This is a genomic window from Stutzerimonas stutzeri, from assembly GCF_009789555.1.
Taxonomy (GTDB): domain Bacteria; phylum Pseudomonadota; class Gammaproteobacteria; order Pseudomonadales; family Pseudomonadaceae; genus Stutzerimonas; species Stutzerimonas stutzeri_R.
On record NZ_CP046902.1, the window covers coordinates 4,185,132 to 4,201,410 of the forward strand.

Annotated in this window: 11 protein-coding genes; 8 read left to right on the forward strand and 3 right to left on the reverse strand. The window is 65.0% G+C overall.

Annotated elements, in window-relative coordinates; genetic code table 11:
- Positions 1-83 precede the first annotated feature (83 nt).
- The 3 genes from GQA94_RS19430 (at position 84) to GQA94_RS19440 (ending at position 4,956) form a co-directional block, all read left to right on the forward strand.
- Complete coding sequence (locus GQA94_RS19430; RefSeq protein WP_158189547.1) at positions 84-1,607, forward strand: ATPase domain-containing protein; 1,524 nt, start codon at positions 84-86, stop codon at positions 1,605-1,607.
- A complete protein-coding gene (locus GQA94_RS19435) occupies positions 1,594-3,288 on the forward strand; it encodes a response regulator (protein ID WP_158189548.1) in 1,695 nt (564 codons plus the stop codon). Before GQA94_RS19430 ends, GQA94_RS19435 begins: the two co-directional genes overlap by 14 nt.
- Positions 3,289-3,414: 126 nt before the next feature.
- Entirely contained in the window at positions 3,415-4,956 is a 1,542-nt protein-coding gene (locus GQA94_RS19440) for a phosphate ABC transporter substrate-binding protein (protein WP_158189549.1), read from the forward strand.
- Between the two features lie 27 nt (positions 4,957-4,983).
- Here GQA94_RS19440 and GQA94_RS19445 read toward each other — a convergent pair whose 3' ends face one another.
- Positions 4,984-5,904 (reverse strand): AraC family transcriptional regulator, encoded by a 921-nt coding sequence (locus tag GQA94_RS19445; RefSeq protein WP_158189550.1) that lies wholly within the window; start codon positions 5,902-5,904, stop codon positions 4,984-4,986.
- A 223-nt stretch (positions 5,905-6,127) separates the two neighbouring features.
- On the opposite strand from GQA94_RS19445, the gene GQA94_RS19450 reads away from it, so the two are divergent.
- Together GQA94_RS19450 and GQA94_RS19455 are read left to right on the forward strand one after the other, a co-directional pair.
- Positions 6,128-7,291, forward strand: a complete 1,164-nt coding sequence (locus GQA94_RS19450; RefSeq protein WP_158189551.1) for a TAXI family TRAP transporter solute-binding subunit — start codon at positions 6,128-6,130, stop codon at positions 7,289-7,291.
- 76 nt (positions 7,292-7,367) lie between these two features.
- A complete protein-coding gene (locus GQA94_RS19455) occupies positions 7,368-9,371 on the forward strand; it encodes a TRAP transporter permease (RefSeq protein ID WP_158189552.1) in 2,004 nt (667 codons plus the stop codon).
- A gap of 8 nt (positions 9,372-9,379) precedes the next feature.
- On the opposite strand, the gene GQA94_RS19460 is transcribed toward GQA94_RS19455, so the two are convergent.
- Both GQA94_RS19460 and GQA94_RS19465 read right to left on the reverse strand, forming a co-directional pair.
- A complete protein-coding gene (locus GQA94_RS19460) occupies positions 9,380-10,975 on the reverse strand; it encodes a class I adenylate-forming enzyme family protein (RefSeq protein WP_158189553.1) in 1,596 nt (531 codons plus the stop codon).
- A gap of 409 nt (positions 10,976-11,384) precedes the next feature.
- Positions 11,385-11,837, reverse strand: a complete 453-nt coding sequence (locus tag GQA94_RS19465) for a PA2169 family four-helix-bundle protein (protein ID WP_158189554.1) — start codon at positions 11,835-11,837, stop codon at positions 11,385-11,387.
- Between the two features lie 303 nt (positions 11,838-12,140).
- Between GQA94_RS19465 and GQA94_RS19470 the strand changes: the two genes are divergently transcribed.
- Genes GQA94_RS19470 through GQA94_RS19480 form a run of 3 tightly spaced genes read left to right on the forward strand, consistent with a single transcriptional unit; the run spans position 12,141 to position 16,275 of the window.
- Positions 12,141-13,718 (forward strand): MFS transporter, encoded by a 1,578-nt coding sequence (locus GQA94_RS19470; RefSeq protein ID WP_158189555.1) that lies wholly within the window; start codon positions 12,141-12,143, stop codon positions 13,716-13,718.
- Positions 13,715-14,887, forward strand: coding sequence for an HlyD family secretion protein (locus tag GQA94_RS19475; RefSeq protein WP_158189556.1), 1,173 nt, complete (start codon positions 13,715-13,717; stop codon positions 14,885-14,887). Before GQA94_RS19470 ends, GQA94_RS19475 begins: the two co-directional genes overlap by 4 nt.
- Positions 14,884-16,275: an efflux transporter outer membrane subunit gene (locus GQA94_RS19480; protein WP_158189557.1), complete on the forward strand. Its 1,392-nt coding sequence runs from the start codon at positions 14,884-14,886 to the stop codon at positions 16,273-16,275. The genes GQA94_RS19475 and GQA94_RS19480 overlap by 4 nt, the downstream gene beginning before the upstream one ends.
- The last annotated feature ends 4 nt before the right edge of the window (positions 16,276-16,279 follow it).

A 16,279-nucleotide genomic window follows, 5' to 3' on the forward strand; every position in this document is an offset into this window, starting at 1 on the left:
GCCTAATCGACCGGTGTCATGCCGGAATGGCAGGAACAAGGAACGCAGCGAACGCTCGGCGAAGCCTGCGTAAGGAGTACGGTATGACCAACCCGCCCGATCATTCATCCACCCCCGACTACGAATGGCCGCGCATTTCCACCGGCAGCACCGGCCTGGACGACATTCTCGGCGGCGGCCTGGACCCCAACCGGATGTATCTGTACGAGGGCAGCCCAGGCTCCGGCAAGACCACCATCGCGCTGCAATTTCTTCTCGAAGGCGTGCGCCACGGCGAGCGCGTGCTCTACGTAACGCTGTCGGAAACCAAGCAGGAGCTGGAACTCGTCGCCAAGCGCCACGGCTGGTCACTAGAAGGCATCGATGTGTTCGAGCTGGTGACGCCCGAGGATTCGCTCGACCCCGAGCTCGAGCTGACCGTGCTGCACCCCGCGGAAATGGAGTTGAGCGAGACGACCAAACAGGTCTTCGACCGCGTCACTGAGACAAACCCGACGCGGGTCGTCTTCGACAGCCTGTCCGAGATGCGCCTGCTCGCGCAGAGCCCGCTGCGTTATCGCCGGCAGGTGCTGGCGCTCAAGCACTTTTTCACCACGCGCCGTTGCACCGTGATCCTGCTTGACGACCAGACCTCGGAAAGCGGCGACCTCCAGTTGCACTCGATCTCCCACGGTGTCGTGATGCTCGAACAACTGGCCATCGATTACGGTGCCGAGCGCAGACGGCTGCGGGTAATCAAGATGCGCGGCATCAAGTTCCGCGGTGGCTATCACGACTTCACCATCAAGACCGGCGGCCTGGCGATCTACCCCCGCCTGATCGCCGCTGAACACCACTCGCCCTTCGTCGGTGAACTCACCTCCAGCGGTACCGCTGAGCTGGACCAGATGCTGGGGGGTGGCCTGGAGCGCGGCACCAACGCGCTGCTGATCGGCGCCGCCGGGGTTGGCAAATCATCCGTGGCGCTGGGCTTTGCCGCCGCTGCCTGCAAGCGCGGGGAACATGTCGCCTTCTTCGTGTTCGACGAGGGCATCGGCACACTGCTGGCGCGCGCACGGGCGCTCGGGCTGGACCTCGACCCCTGGATCGAAGGCGGCCTGCTGCACTTGCAACAGGTCGACCCCGCGGAGCTGTCGCCCGGCGAATTCACCGCCGCGGTACGCCACAGCGTCGAGGAACAAGCCGCGCAGCTGGTCATCATGGATAGCCTCAACGGCTACCTGAACGCCATGCCCGACGGACGGTTCCTGATCTTGCAGATGCATGAACTGTTGAGTTATCTCGGACAGAAAGGCGTGATCAGCGTGATGGTACTGGCCCAGCATGGGCTGGTAGGGCCGATGGATACGCCAATCGATATCAGCTACCTCAGTGATACGGTTATCATGCTGCGCTATTTCGAGCATGCCGGCGTGGTTCGGCGTGCGCTGTCGGTGGTAAAAAAACGCAGCGGACGTCACGAAGACACCATTCGAGAGTTCCGCCTTGGCGCTTCCGGCATCAGGGTCGGACGGCCGCTCGTGAACTTCAGCGGCATATTCTCGGGCACGCCCACGTACACCGGCGATGCCAACCCCCTCATGAAAGACGAGCATGACGACACCTAAGCGAGACAGCCCACTAGTAGTCGTCTTCGCTCCCATTGGCAGGGACGGGCCCGCGACCGCCGACCTGCTACGCCGCAGCGGCATGAATGCCGACGTCTGCCACAGCGTCGGCGAGGTACTGGAGCGGGCCGAGTCCGATGCCGATGCGGTGTTCATTGCCGAAGAGGCGTTGTTCGGCCAGGACCTCCAGGACCTCGCCGCCTGGGTGGATCGTCAACCGGCATGGTCCGACTTCCCATTCGTGGTACTGACCAGCAAGCACCGTCAACCGGCTGTCAGTGCCTGGCGACAACGCCTGGTCGCAACGCTGCGCAACGTCTCGCTGCTCGAACGGCCGGTGCAAAGCATCACCCTGACCAGCGCCCTCCAGGCGGCGGTGCGCGGTCGCCTTCGCCAATATGAGGTCCGCGCGTTGATCGAGGCCCGCGAGCAGGCCTCGCATGAACTCGAGGCGCTGGTTGTCGAGCGAACCCGCGCGCTCGAACAGGCCAACGTCGAGTTGCGCACGCAGATGGCCGAGCGCGCGCACATCGAAGAAACACTGCGCCAGACACAAAAGATCGAGGCCATCGGACAACTCACCGGCGGCATCGCCCATGATTTCAATAATTTGCTGATGGTCATTGCTGGCGGCCTCGACATGATCGATCGCCGCTCCGATCCGGAACGCCGCCAGCGTTTGATGGATGGCATGCGCCAGGCCGCACAGCGAGGGGCCGCGCTGACCCGCCAGTTACTCGCCTTTTCCCGGCGGCAATCGCTGGCACCCGAGCCGGTCGACCTCGCCCATCGCATCAGCCGGATGCGCGAGCTGCTTGACCGCAGCCTGCGGGGCGACGTGCATGTCGAGGTGCAGTTCGCTTCGGACCTGTGGCCAGTGGAAGTCGATCCGGGCGAATTGGAGCTGGTGATTCTCAACCTCGCAGTCAACGCACGCGACGCGATGCCTGAAGGCGGAACGATTTTGCTGCAGGCCTCGAATGCGCCTGACGAGCACGTGCTTGGCCGACGCGGCGATTTCGTTCGCCTGGCGGTGATCGACACCGGTACCGGCATCCCCGCCGAGGTGCGCGGCCGCGTATTCGACCCCTTTTTCACCACCAAGGAAATCGGCAAGGGCTCCGGCCTCGGCCTGGCGCAGGTCTATGGGTTCGCTCGGCAATCCGGCGGTACGGTATGGATCGACACCGAATGCGGCGAGGGCACCAGCGTGATTCTCCTGCTGCCCCGCTCGGCCACCGCGCCGGACGAGCCTGGCCAGTCCGGCAAACTGCAGGTGGACATACCCGTGGGCGCGTCGGCCGGCAACGTTTTGTTGGTCGATGACGATGAAGAGGTCGCGGCGCTGGTGGGCGAAATGCTCCAGCACCTGGGCTTCACCGTGACCCATGCCGCCAGTGCCGCTGCGGCACTCGGCGCGCTGGCCAATGGACGCGCGGTGGACATCGTCTTCTCCGACGTGATGATGCCCGGCGGCATGAATGGCGTGGAACTGGCGCGTGAGATCCGCGCAAGGCGCCTCGATATTCCGGTTCTGCTGACCAGCGGCTATGCCGAGGCCGCAAAAAAGGCGGCGGCCGACGAAGGTGTCTACGTGCTCGCCAAGCCCTATCGGCTGGAAGAACTGGCCCTTGCGATCCGCGAGGCGATGACCAGCGCGGCCGCAAATCAAATGGCATGACCACGCCCGGCGCGTCGCGGCAGCGATCGGGGACCGCCGAGGCAGCAAGAGGCCGAACCAAGCGGCGCTCGCATCGTCGAAACGCAGTCGTCGAAACGCCAAACCGGCCCTAACGAAGGATTGGCCATGTCCGAACCGTCCCGAATCTGCGCACACTCATCCCGCGAAGCAGCAGCCACACCGCGCTGGACCACGGTAATACTGGGCGCGGTGCTGCTCGCCGGCCCCCTGGGCTCGTTTGCCAACGACCCGTCGCTGGCAGACCGCGATGCGCAGAACAAGCGCTTCAGCGAGCGGCTCATGGCCCAACCCGCTCAACATGCCCCGATGCCGACGGCGAAATACAACCACGTCATCACCTACGGTCAGTCTCTGGCTTCGGCTGCCGAAGGCTGGCCGGCGCTGTCGAAACAACCGCGGTACGACAATCTGATGCTGGGCGACTCGGTGCGTTCAGCGACTTACAGCGGAGCCCGCTTCGTACCGGTCGGCGGCGCGTCGTTCAAGCCGCTCAAGGCCGTGGTCCAGCTCAAGCGAGATCCGAAAATCATCCTCGATGGCAAGGCGGTGGCCCTGCTCGAAGACGCTGCGCAGGAGGAAGGCGAATCCGTCGAGGTCGGTGCGCTGAACATGGCCCGCCGCCTTTACCTGGAGGCACGAGGCACCGAAGCCGACCCCGAACACATATTCGTCGCAAGCAACGCCTCCACCTCCGGGCGCTCCATCGCGCAGTTGTCCAAGCGCGGCGGCACCGGCGAATACCGCCGCGTACTGCAAGCAGTCGACCAGGCCAGGCAGGTAGCCGAGGCCGAAGGGGCCAGCTACAGCCTCAGCGCGTTCTTCTGGCTGCAGGGGGAGTACGACTATTCGCAGGTCCAGGGCGGTGTCAACGACAAGGCCACCTACAAGAACATGTTGCGACAGTTGCGCGATGACCTGAACGCCGACACCGCGCAGGCGCTCACAGGACAGCAACGGATGCCAGCGTTCATCAGCTACCAGACCGATGCCAAGTCATCGGTGGTCAATGGCAGCCTCGATATCGGAATGGCGCAGTGGGAACTCGCTCAGGAGCAGCCGAACTGGTACCTCGCAGGTCCCGTTTACCCGTACGTGGACAAGGGCACGCACCTGTCGGCGAACGGTTACCGCTGGTTCGGACAAATGCTCGGGAAGGTGTTTCATCGGGTGATCGTGGAGCGTCGCGACTGGCAACCGCTATCACCGCGCGGCGCCACCGTCGAAGGCCGCGAAATACTGATCGACTTCCATGTGCCGCATCCGCCGCTGGTGTTCGACCAGCCCTATCTCGGCTACCAGCCGCGCACGATCGACAACCGCGGCTTCACCCTGGCCGACGAACTGGGCGAGGTGCCCATCGGGTCCGTGGACATCGCGGCCGATACGGTGGTGCGGCTGAGCGCCAGCCGCGATCTGGTCGGATCACCGCGAATCCGTTATGCCAGCCATGCGGTCGGCGGCGCTGGCGAACTGCGCGACAGCGACCCGACCCGGGCCGATGCCGCCTATCGATACCTGCCGCACGAAGGCATGCCCCGCGAGGCGAATATCGCCGCGCTGGTCGATAAGCCTTATCCCTTGCACAACTGGAGCATTGCGTTCGAAATACAGGCGCGCCGCATCGATGCCGCCCGGCCTCAGCCTTGACGCGACGGTCCCCTCAGGCGCCCTGCTTCAGGCGATGCTGCGCAAGCGAGCCATGTCCTTGACCGGCGAGGCCCCGAACAAGCGGCTGTACTCGCGGCTGAATTGCGACGGGCTCTCATAACCGACCCGGTACCCGGCCGCTGACACTTCGAGTCCTTCGGTCATCAGCAAGCGCCGCGCTTCCTGCAAACGAAGCTGTTTCTGATACTGCAACGGGCTCATGGCGGTCAGCGCCTTGAAGCGATGATGCAGGCTGGAACTGCTGAGGTTGACCCGGTTCGCCAGCTCCTCGATGCGCAGCGGCTCGACATAGTTCTGGTTGAGCCATTCAATGGCGCGGTTGACCCGGTGCGACTGACTCCCCTGCAGCGCCACGTCCCGCAGATGGCGCCCCTGCGGCCCGCAAAGCAGCCGATAGAAGATCTCGCGCACAGCGAGCGGCGCCAGCACCGGGATGTCGTGTGGGCTGCCCAGCAGACGCACCAGCCGCAGGGTCGCATCCAGCAACGGCGCATCGATGCGGTCCAGATACAAGCCTCGGCCGTTCGGCTCGGAGCTGGACATGAGCGGCGCGGCCTCGTTGACCAGCCCGGCGATCAGTGAGGGGTCGATGTCCAGCCGGATGCAGATGTACGGTTCGGCGCTGGAGGCCCGGACCACACACCCAGCCACTGGCAGCGTCACCGAAACCACCAGATAGTGCAGCGGATCGTAGCAATAGCGCTCATCGGCCAGACGCACCTCCTTGCCACCCTGGACGATGATGCACAGCGCCGGCTTGTGCAGCCCATAAGTCATCTCGCCGGGCTTTTCGCAACGAATCAGGTACAGCGGCTCGATAGCCGTCGGGTGCATGCCGTCACCGCTGACGTAATCGTCCACCAACCGCGCCAGTTCGGCGCGCTGGGCACGGGTGTCATCGGCCGGGGGAGTAATGAATGAGTTCATGGCAGCCGGCTCTCGGAAAAGACGAAGGGAAAGAGCTTAGCAGCTCGCGTGCGCAATGCATTATCCGGTCGGCTGGGCCGCGCCAGACAGCCAACCCGCAGGGCGCGTCCGTCAGTTGATGCGCCTGAGCGTTTGACAGATCGGCGAGCCGCCCTAGTATCAATTTCAAAACATGGTATCGCACTGCAAAATAAAAACAGGCTTTCAAGCCGAGGAGTGAACGATGCATCGCACTGCCCGCCCCATCCTGCTGGCCCCTTTCGCGCTGTATATGGGATTGACCGGAACCGCACTGGCCAAGGAGGTCGAGCTGCCCAGGACCATGGCCTGGTCGGCCTACGGCACCAATTCCAGCGGTTACACCCAGGCTGTCGCCATCGGCGCGATGCTGCAGAAGAACTACGGTACGGCGCTGCGCATCCTGCCCGGGGAGAACGACGTGTCGCGTATGACGCCGCTCAAAGGCGGTCGCGTCGACATCTGCGCCTGTGGCATCGCCGCTTACTTCGGCGCCGAAGGCGTGCTGATGTTCGCCACGCCGGACTGGGGCCCGCAACCGCTGCGGGTGATCACCACCTCGATCGCCTCGTTCTCGATGTCCCCCGCGGTGGCCGGCGACCTTGGCGTGAAGACCCCAGCCGACCTGAAGGGTCGCAAGATTTCCTACATTCGCGGCGACGACGCCTTGAACAAGGGCACCGAGGCCTATCTGGCCTTTGGCGGGCTGACCTGGGACGATGTCGAGCGGGTCGATTTCCCGGGCTATGGCCGCTCATTCGACGGCATCATCGCCGGCCAGTCCGACGCGGCCTTCACCAGCACGGTGACCCCGGTCGCCCAGCAACTGGCCAGCAGTCCGCGCGGGATCACTTGGCCAACGCTCGCCCCGGACGACCAGGAAGGTTGGGCGCGCATGCAGAAGGTCGCGCCCTATTTCCAACCGCACGTCATGACGTCCGGGGCAGGCGGGGTGTCTCAGGACAACCCGGTCGACAGCGCCAGCTATCCTTACCCGATCATCGTCAGCAACGCCGATTTCGAGAACGACACCGCCTACTCGCTGATCAAGGCCCTGCAGGACGGTCATGCCGACTACAAGGACGCCGCGCCCGGCGCCGCCGGCTACGCAATGGACAAGCAGAACATGACGTGGGTGATTCCGTTCCATGACGCCGTGGTCGAGTACTACAAGGAAAAAGGCGTGTGGACCGACGCCATGCAGGCCCACCAGGACCAGTTGGTCAAGCGCCAGAACCTGCTGATCGATACCTGGAAGCGGTTTACCGACAGCAACCCACCGCAAGACGAAGCGGCCTTCTCCCAGGCCTGGATGACGACCCGTGCCGACGCCCTGCGCCAGGCCGGGCTGGACCCGGTGTTCGAATAACCACACCCCGGCGGTCACGACACTCAGGCGGCCGGCATCGGCCGCACGTTCGCACCCGACAGGTCCGGAGCAGCCGATGAATGCCACCACTGATCCCGCGCCGCAGAATCTCGGCGAGCAGATATCCCGGGTCCGCGTTCTGCCGCCGTCGCTGCGCTGGCTGCCGGGCACCGTGACGGTCCTGCTGACCCTGCTGACGCTCGATTATCTGTTCAATCTGGGCCTGCTCACGGTCGTGACTGGCCTGGAGACGCAGTTCTATTACGCCGTGGTCGCGCTGCTGCTGCCGCTGGTGTTCCTGCTCTGGCCCGCGCGCGCGAGCGGGCAGGACAAGCCGGTGCCCGGGTACGACTACCTGCTGTTCATTGCCGCTGTGGTGGTGGCGGGCTATTTCGTGGTCAAGGCCGAGACCATTCTCGAACGTGGATGGGGCTTCGATGCCCCGGCGCAAGCCGTGTGGATGAGCTATGCGTTCTGGCTGCTGATTCTCGAAGCGGCGCGACGTGCCGGCGGCTGGCCGATCGCGCTGATCGCGGCGCTGTTTTCCTGTTACCCGATGTTCGCTGACGTGGTACCGGGGCCCATCCAAGGGTTCGCCTCGACGCTCGAACAGACCGCGATCTACCACACCATGAGCACCGAGAGCGTCATGGGTGTGCCGCTGCAAGCGTTCGCCGGCCTGGTGATCGGGTTTCTGATCTTCGGCGTGGTGCTGCAGAAGACCGGTGGCGGCGCGTTCTTCATCAATCTCGCCTTCGCCCTGCTCGGTCATGTGCGCGGTGGTCCGGCGAAAGTGTCGATCTTCGCCAGCGGGTTGATGGGTTCGATGAGCGGAAGCGTGATCACCAACGTACTGACCACCGGGGTGCTGTCGATTCCGGCGATGCGCAGGATCGGCATGAGCCGGTCGTTTGCCGGTGGCGTCGAGGCCTGTGCCTCCACCGGTGGCGTGCTGATGCCGCCGGTCATGGGCGCCACGGCATTCGTCATGGCAATGTTCCTCGACGTGCCCTACGGCGAGGTGGCGCTGGCGGCGGTGATCCCCTCGGTGCTGTACTTCCTCGGGCTTTTCATCCAGATCGATGCCTATGCCGCGCGCGCCAATATCAAGGGCATCCCCAGGCACGAGCTGCCGTCCGTGAAAGAGACGCTCAAGGACGGCTGGTATTTCATCTTCGTGTTTGCCCTGCTGGTGTGGATGCTGCTGGTGATGCAGCGTGAAGCAGTGGCGCCGTTCTACGCCACGGCGTTGCTGCTGGTGATCAACCAATTCTCCCGCAAGCACCGCTGGGGTTGGGCGCAGCTGCGTGACACGCTGGGCTCTGCAGCCAAGCTGTTCGCCGAACTCATCGCGATCCTCACGGCGGTGGGCATGTTGGTCGGCGCGCTGTCGATGACCGGCCTGTCCGGCACCATCGCCAACGACTTCATTCACCTGGCCGGTGGCAACGTCGTGCTGCTACTGATCATGGGCGCGCTGACCAGCTTCGCCCTGGGCATCGGCATGACCGTCACCGCCGCCTACATCTTTCTCGCCGTTGCGCTGGCACCGGCGCTGATCCAGGGCGGCGGGATGGACCCGATGGCGGTGCACATGTTCATCCTTTACTGGGGCATGCTCAGCTTCATTACCCCGCCCGTGGCGCTCGGCGCCTTCGCCGCCGCCACGCTCGCCGGCGCTCGGCCAATGGTCACCGGTTTGCAGGCCATGCGACTGGGCAGCGTTATCTATTTCATCCCCTTCCTGTTCGTACTCAATCCGGCGCTGCTCATGCGAGGGCCAGCCTGGGAAATCGCCCTGGTGTTCTGTCAGGCCGTGGTGGGCATCATCCTTTTTGCATCGGCGATGCAGGGCTATCTGATCGGCGTTGGCCGGTTGGGGCACAACCGGGCGACCGAGGCGCTGAACCGTACCCTGATCCTGTTCGCCGGCCTTTGCCTGGCATTGCCCGGTGGCGGGCCGATTCCTTTCACCCACCTGCAGTTGCTGATGGCGGGCGTCGCGGCCGCCTTGCCGGCGATCGGGCTGGCACGCTGGAGTCAACAGCGCAGCGCAGCCTCGCACTCGCCGGCGGCCTGAAGGCTGGGTCAGCGCGGCCCGGCCATGGCTTGCGCACGCTGACGCAACTGGCCCTTGAGGACCTTCCCGGTTGCGGTGGCGGGCAATGCATCGACCAGGATGAGCTGGCAGGGCCGCTTGTAAGGCGCCAGGCGCTGGGCCGCGAAGCGCAGCAACTCCTCCTCGCTCACGTTCGCGCCAGCGGCGCACTGCACGAAGGCCACGACTTCCTCGTTCCCGGGAACCTGCCGCCCCACGACGGCGCACAGGGTCACCTGGGGATGCGCATTGAGCACCGCTTCGACGTCCGGCGGATAGATATTGAAGCCTGAACGGATGATCAGCTCCTTGCTGCGTCCCACGATGAACAGCTCGCCGTGCTCATCCACGCGTGCGATATCGCCCGTGTTGAGCCAACCCTGCGCATCCAGACAGGCGCGCGTGGCCTCAGGCTGACGAAAGTAGCCCCGCATGACATTCGGCCCGCGGACCCACAGCTCACCGGTTTCCGGGGCATCCGCATCGGCACTCTCAAGCGGCTCGAGACGGTACTCGAGCAATGGCAGTACACGTCCGACGGTGGTGCTCGTGTGGTGATCGTCCATACGCGTCTGGCTGATCGTGGGACTCGCCTCGGTGAGTCCGTAGCCGTTGTGCAAGGTCAAGCCGAAGCAGGCCTCGACGCGCCGCTTGGTCTCACCGTCCAGCGGCGAGCCTCCGGCCGAGATGTATCGCAGCTCGGGTGCGGTCAGCGTCATGCCCTGCTGTTTGAGCGCCTCCAACAGCCGTGCGTACATCGCCGGCACCCCCGACAGGACGGTAATCCGTTCGCTGGCAAGCGCGTGCAGCAGCGCGGCAGGCTCGAACCGTGGCGCGGGGTACAGGCACGCACCGTTGTACAGCGAGCCCACGCACACCGACGCCAGCCCGAACACATGCGACATGGGCAGCACGCCGTAGACCCGATCACCCTCACCGAGGCTGCGCATCCCGCCGGAGATGGAGGCGATGAACAAAATGCCCCGATGGGTCAGCATCACGCCTTTCGGGGTGCCGGTCGTACCGGAGGTATAGATCAGCGCCGCGACCTGCTCTGCACCCCTGTGATGAACCGGCTCCGCCGTCGTCTCGGCCAGGGGACCGATCATCAATTCGCCCAGACCGGCATGATCGAAGCGTCCAGCGCCGTGGCGCTCGCCATGCTCGCGGGCTTCGACCGACACGCCGGTGGTGTAGAAGACCCGGCGTGGCTCGCAATTGTCGCGAATCGCATCCACTTCCGCCGCGGACAGCCGCGCATTGACGATGGCTAGCCAGGCGTCCAGCTCGCTGGCTGCCAGCAGCAGCACGACCAGCGCCCGGCAATTTTCACCTACGCTCATCAACCGATCGCCAGGACGTACGCCCAGCTCGCGCAGCCAGTCGACCGCTTCCCGGACCTGGCAGCCCAGCTCGGCATAGCTCCAGCGCACATCTCCTTCCACCAGCGCGCTGCGCTCAGGATGGGTTTCGCCGAACGCCAGCACCCGCGTGCTCAGCCGGTCTGGAAGTTCAGCGAGCAGCTCACTCGCCCAGCGGCCATTGATGAGTTCGTCCGGAGCGGTAAAGGCTTGGGAAAGTCGCATCAGCGCACCTCGCATGGCTTCAGGAGCCAATGAGGGATGCACGTCATGGCGCAGCAAGGCTCGGATTGAGGGCGACCGTTACACCGGGAATGAGGGTTACTCATGGCATTCGTCCTGACCATTTTGTCGTTTTTGTAGGGATGGCAAAGAATTCTGCGTTCAGTCGGTGCGTTTCGCTGTGCGGAACGTCATTTCGACCGAATCCCCTCGACTTTTGCACAGCCAACCGAGCGGGTCAATTCGCGAGCCATCGACAAAACAGCCGCTGCCGGCATAAGGGCCGAGCCAGTAGAACGGATGAATCGGCATTGATACGTGACGAATGCGACGTCCGCCCCCGCTCGTCACGCCTGCTGGGCGCGGTCAAGCCCGGCGGTGCGATTGCCGCCGGGCGCCACCCTGTGTCGGATCAGCCGCGCGCACGCTCGGCGTCACGCAACGCCTTGACCTGATCATGGTTGCGCTGAACGCCCTGGAGCTGGCGCTCCACGACCGCGCGGACATCGACCGGCAGGTCCTTTTCCAGCGCTTTGCGATAGCTTTTGAGCGCAACGTCTTCACCGCGCTCACACTCGTTGAGAATGGCCTCGTCGCTCTTTCCGGTGATCATCGACTTCAGGTCGACCCAACGCCGGTGCATATCGCCCGCGGTGCTGGTAGAGGTTTCCGGATCGCCGCCCAGGGACCTGACCAGTTGCTGCAACTCGGCGGCCGCCGTCGCGCAGTCCTGGGCGCGCTGGGTCATGGTGGTTTTCAACTGGGGGTTCTTGAGATCCTCGGCGCATTCGAGGAAGCCCTTCTCACCGTCCTTGCTGGTTTCGATGAGGTCGTTAAGCACGGAAATGGTGTCATTGGTGTCCATTGAACAGTCCTCCTCAGGCTCAGTCAGAGGCCGTAAGCAGCACGGCCAACCTGTTGAGTCGACTGTCGCGCTTCGGCAAAGGTTCAGCCGGCCCGGCCGTCGAGGGCCCGCCGGCAAGCAAGATCCAGCCGAACCCACCGACCGCCATGATGTGACCAATCATTTCGTGCTGGCAGGTGTCGTAATGGATGTCCGCCGGCTTGGCGGTCGTTCGCAAGCCCCTGACCCAACCGCCGAGTCCTGCACGACATGCCGGAATACCTCGCTCCCGTACCCCGCTGGGAACCCCATGAACGCCCGTCCATGCCGGGTTCGCCAGCGACCCTGCTGCACCCGACGCCGGTGCGCATCGCCTACGCCTGCGTTGCGGTGCTGGTCGGCATCACTGGCGGGCTCGGCAACGCGCTGTTCATTGCCAATCTGCCGAGCATCCAGGGCGACCTCGGCCTGACGCCGTCGCAGGCGGCATGGCTGCCGGCGGCCTATTTCATGGTCAACGTGTCGGCCAATCTGCTGATGATCAAGTTTCGCCAGCAGTACGGCCTGCGCCGCTTCGCCGAGATCGGCCTGACGCTGTACGCGCTGCTGAGCATCGCGCACGTTTTTGTCGAGGGCATGGGCATGGCCATCTTCGTGCGCGCCGCCAGCGGGCTGGCCGCCGCCACTACGTCGTCCCTGGGCCTTTTCTATATGCTGCAGGCCTTTCGCAAGGCAGACCTGCCGAAGGGCGTGATCATCGGCTTCGGCATCTCGCAATTGGGCACACCCTTGGCGTGGCTGATGTCGCCAGCGCTGCTGGAAATGGGCGAGTGGCACAGGCTGTATCTGTTCGAAAGCGGCCTGGCGCTTTGCTCGCTGGCCGCGGTGGTCGTGCTCAAGCTGCCGCTGGGCGAGCGCATCAAGGTCTTCGAACCCTTGGATTTCGTCACCTTCGCCCTGCTCGCCCCCGCCTTGGCGCTGACCGCAGCGGTGCTGGCCCAGGGCCGCATCCTCTGGTGGACCGAGCAGCCCTGGCTGGCTTATGCCTTGATCGCGGCGCTGTTGCTCACGTGCGCCGCCTTCATGATCGAGCATCACCGACGCAATCCCCTGCTGCACACGCGCTGGCTGGGCACCGCCGAAATGCTGCGTTTTGCCTTTGGCGCGCTGGCACTGCGCCTGTTGCTCTCGGAGCAGACCTACGGCGCGGTCGGCCTGCTGCAGACGCTGGGCATGGGGACCGAGCAGCTACAACCGCTGTACGCTGTCATTCTGTTGGGTCTGACGATGGGCATTGCCGGCAGTGCGCTGACATTCAGCCCAGCCACCGCGCTCGCGCAAATACTGCTGTCGATCGTGCTGATAGCCGTGGCCAGCTTCCTCGACATCGAGGCGACCAGCCTCACTCGCCCTCACGACATGTTTCTCAGCCAGGGCCTGCTGGCCTTTGCCAGCGGAATGTTCCTCGGTCCGCTGCTGATCACCGGCATCGGCAAGGCGCTGCGCAACGGCCCCAATTATCTGGTCAGCTTCATCGTGCTGTTCACCATGACCCAGAGTCTCGGCGGGCTGGCGGCGCCGGCGCTGTTCGGCACCTATCAGGTGTTGCGCGAGAAACACCATTCCAGTTACCTCACCGAACAAGTGATCCCTGGCGATCCGCGCGTCGCCCGACGCATGCAGGCGCAGGATCAGACGCTGGCACCGCGCCAGAGCGACCCGCAGTTACGCCAGGCGCAGAGCGCGGCGCAGCTGGGCCAGGCTGCCACCCGCGAGGCCAACGTGCTGGCGTTCAACGATGTGTTCCGGCTGGTTGGCCTGCTTGCCATCGGCGTATTCGGCTGGACGCTCTACCACACCCTGCGCATCGCGCGGCAGAACAGGAACGTTTCCCCTCCATGAGTGACAATCGCCAGTCCGAGGACCAGGCTCTGCAGACGACCCCGTTGCCCGAAGCATCGGCCTCGGCGACTGATGCCGGCCCGGCGCCGGATGATCCACCCAAGACGATCAGGCCCAGTCGCCGGTCGGTGCTGCTGATGGTCCTGGTGGCGCTGACCGGTGTGCTGGCAATTCTCTACGCCTGGCAGCTATGGCCGTTCAGCAATCACGTCGCGGTCACCGAGAACGCCTATGTACGAGGGCAGATCACCGTACTCGCGCCCCAGGTCAACGGCTATGTCACCGCAGTGACGGTGCAGGATTTCGAAGCGGTCAGGCAGGGTCAGCCGCTGGTCAGGATCGATGATCGCCAGTATCGCCAGTTGGTCGAACAGCGCCGCGCCGAGCTGTCGGCACGACGGTTCGAGTTGGAAAATCTCGAACAGACCCTGGCATCCAACCGCGCCACGCTGCAATCGCGACGAGCCGAGCGGTCTGCTGCCGAAGCGGAGCGGCTGCGCGCGGCGGCTGACGAAAAGCGTGTCAACGAGCTGGCCGCGCGCGGCTCGGTATCGATCCGTGAGCGTGACCAGATACGCGCCAGTGCGCGCGCCGCAGGCGCCGCCGTCGCGCAGGCCCAGGCGGCGATCGCGATCGCCGAACAGACGCTCAAGGCCAGCGAAGTCTCGCGCGGTGGGCTGCAGGCGCAGGTCGAGATCGCCGAGGCGGCACTCAAGCGCGCCCAGATCGATCTCGACAACACCGTGATCACGGCCCCGCGTGACGGTCGCGTCAGTGAAGTAACGGTTCGCCAAGGGCAATACGTGGCAGCGGGCGCGCAGTTGCTCTACCTCGTACCCGAGCAGCTGTGGGTCATCGCCAACTACAAAGAAACCCAAACCTTCGCCATGCGGCCGGGGCAACCGGTGACCATTGAGGTGGACGCGCTGGATGGCGCGCGCCTGACCGGTCGGGTGCAACGCCTGGCGCCAGCGACCGGCTCGGAATTCAGCCTGCTGCGGCCGGACAATGCCACTGGCAATTTCACCAAGGTCGTGCAACGGGTGCCGGTGCGCATCGCCATCGACCCGGACCAGCCCCTTAGCGAACGGTTGCGTCCAGGCCTGTCGGTCGTCACCTACGTCGATACGGCACGCGCCGACGAACCGGCTGCGGATGTCGCGAGATGAGCGGTCCGGTCAACGCCCTGCCGTGCGCTCTTGCACTGTTGCTGTTGGCGTTGGGCGGCTGTATGCCGCCCCATCAGCCGCCGCCTCCCGAAGCCGAACGGACGACGCCTGACAGCTGGCGAGCCGATGGCGCCGGCCAGGCGGCGCTGTCGGCGAACTGGTGGCAGGCATTCGGCGATGCACGGCTCACGGCGCTGGTCGACGCCGCGCTGGCGCACAACACGGACATACTGAGCGCCGCTGCCCGGGTCGATCAGGCACGTGAGCAGATCCGCCTGTCGCGCGCCTCGCTGCTACCCAGTCTCGATGCGACCGTCGGCGCACAACGTGCGCGGGAGCTCAGCGTGCTCGGCCTCACCCATACCACCGCGGTTCAGCCTGCGCTTCAGGTGTCCTACGAGCTGGATGTCTGGGGCCGACTGCGGCGCCTGCGGGCGGCGGCCGAGTTGCAGTATCGGGCCACTGAGGCCGAGCGCGATGCCGTGCGCCTGGCGGTTGCCAGCACCACGGCACGCGCCTATGTCTCACTGCTTTCGCTGGACCGTCAGTTGTCGGTGACGCGTGAAACGGTGGACTCGCGCCAGCAGGCACTGCGCGTTGCCGAGGACCGCGCCAGCCTCGGCTACACCTCGCAACTGGAACTGAGCCAGGCGCAGTCCGAATTCGAAGCCACGGCGCAGCTTCTGCCCCAGCTGCAACAGGCGATCAACGAGCAGGAACAGGTGCTGCGCCTGCTGATCGGCGAGTTGCCCGGTACGGTGCAACGCGGCGAGGGTCTGCTATCGCTGAGGCTGCCGCCCGTACCCGACGTACTGCCCTCGGAACTGCTGAGGCGGCGACCGGACATCCATCAGGCCGAGCTGTTGCTGGCCGCGAGCGATATCAACCTGCAGGCCCAGCGCGACCTTTTCCTGCCGCAAGTGCAGCTATCGGCCAGCCTGGGCCAGCTTTTCGTCGATTCGCATGACTTCGACCCGGTCCGCATCTGGGATATCGGCGCCAGCGTTCTCGCGCCGATCTTCGCCGCGGGGCGCCTGGAAGCCGGGGTGAACATCGCGGTTGCGCAGCGCGATCAGGCGGCCATCGCCTATCGCGCCACCACGCTGGAGGCGTTCGCGGACGTGGAGGACAGCCTGTCCGCGGTGGGCAATCTGCAACGGCAGATCGAGCGCGTCGAGGCGCGCCGCGCGGTGCTCGCACGTTCACTGACCTACGCGCGAGATCGCTATCGCGCCGGGTATTCGTCGTACCTCGAAACCCTCGACGCCCAGCGCAACCTGTTCGATACCGAGCTCACCGTCGTGCAACTGCGCGAGCGCCAGTTCAACGCGCTCATCCGCCTCTATCAGGTCCTCGGCGGTGGCTGGCAGGCCAGCGCCGGGCGATGACGGC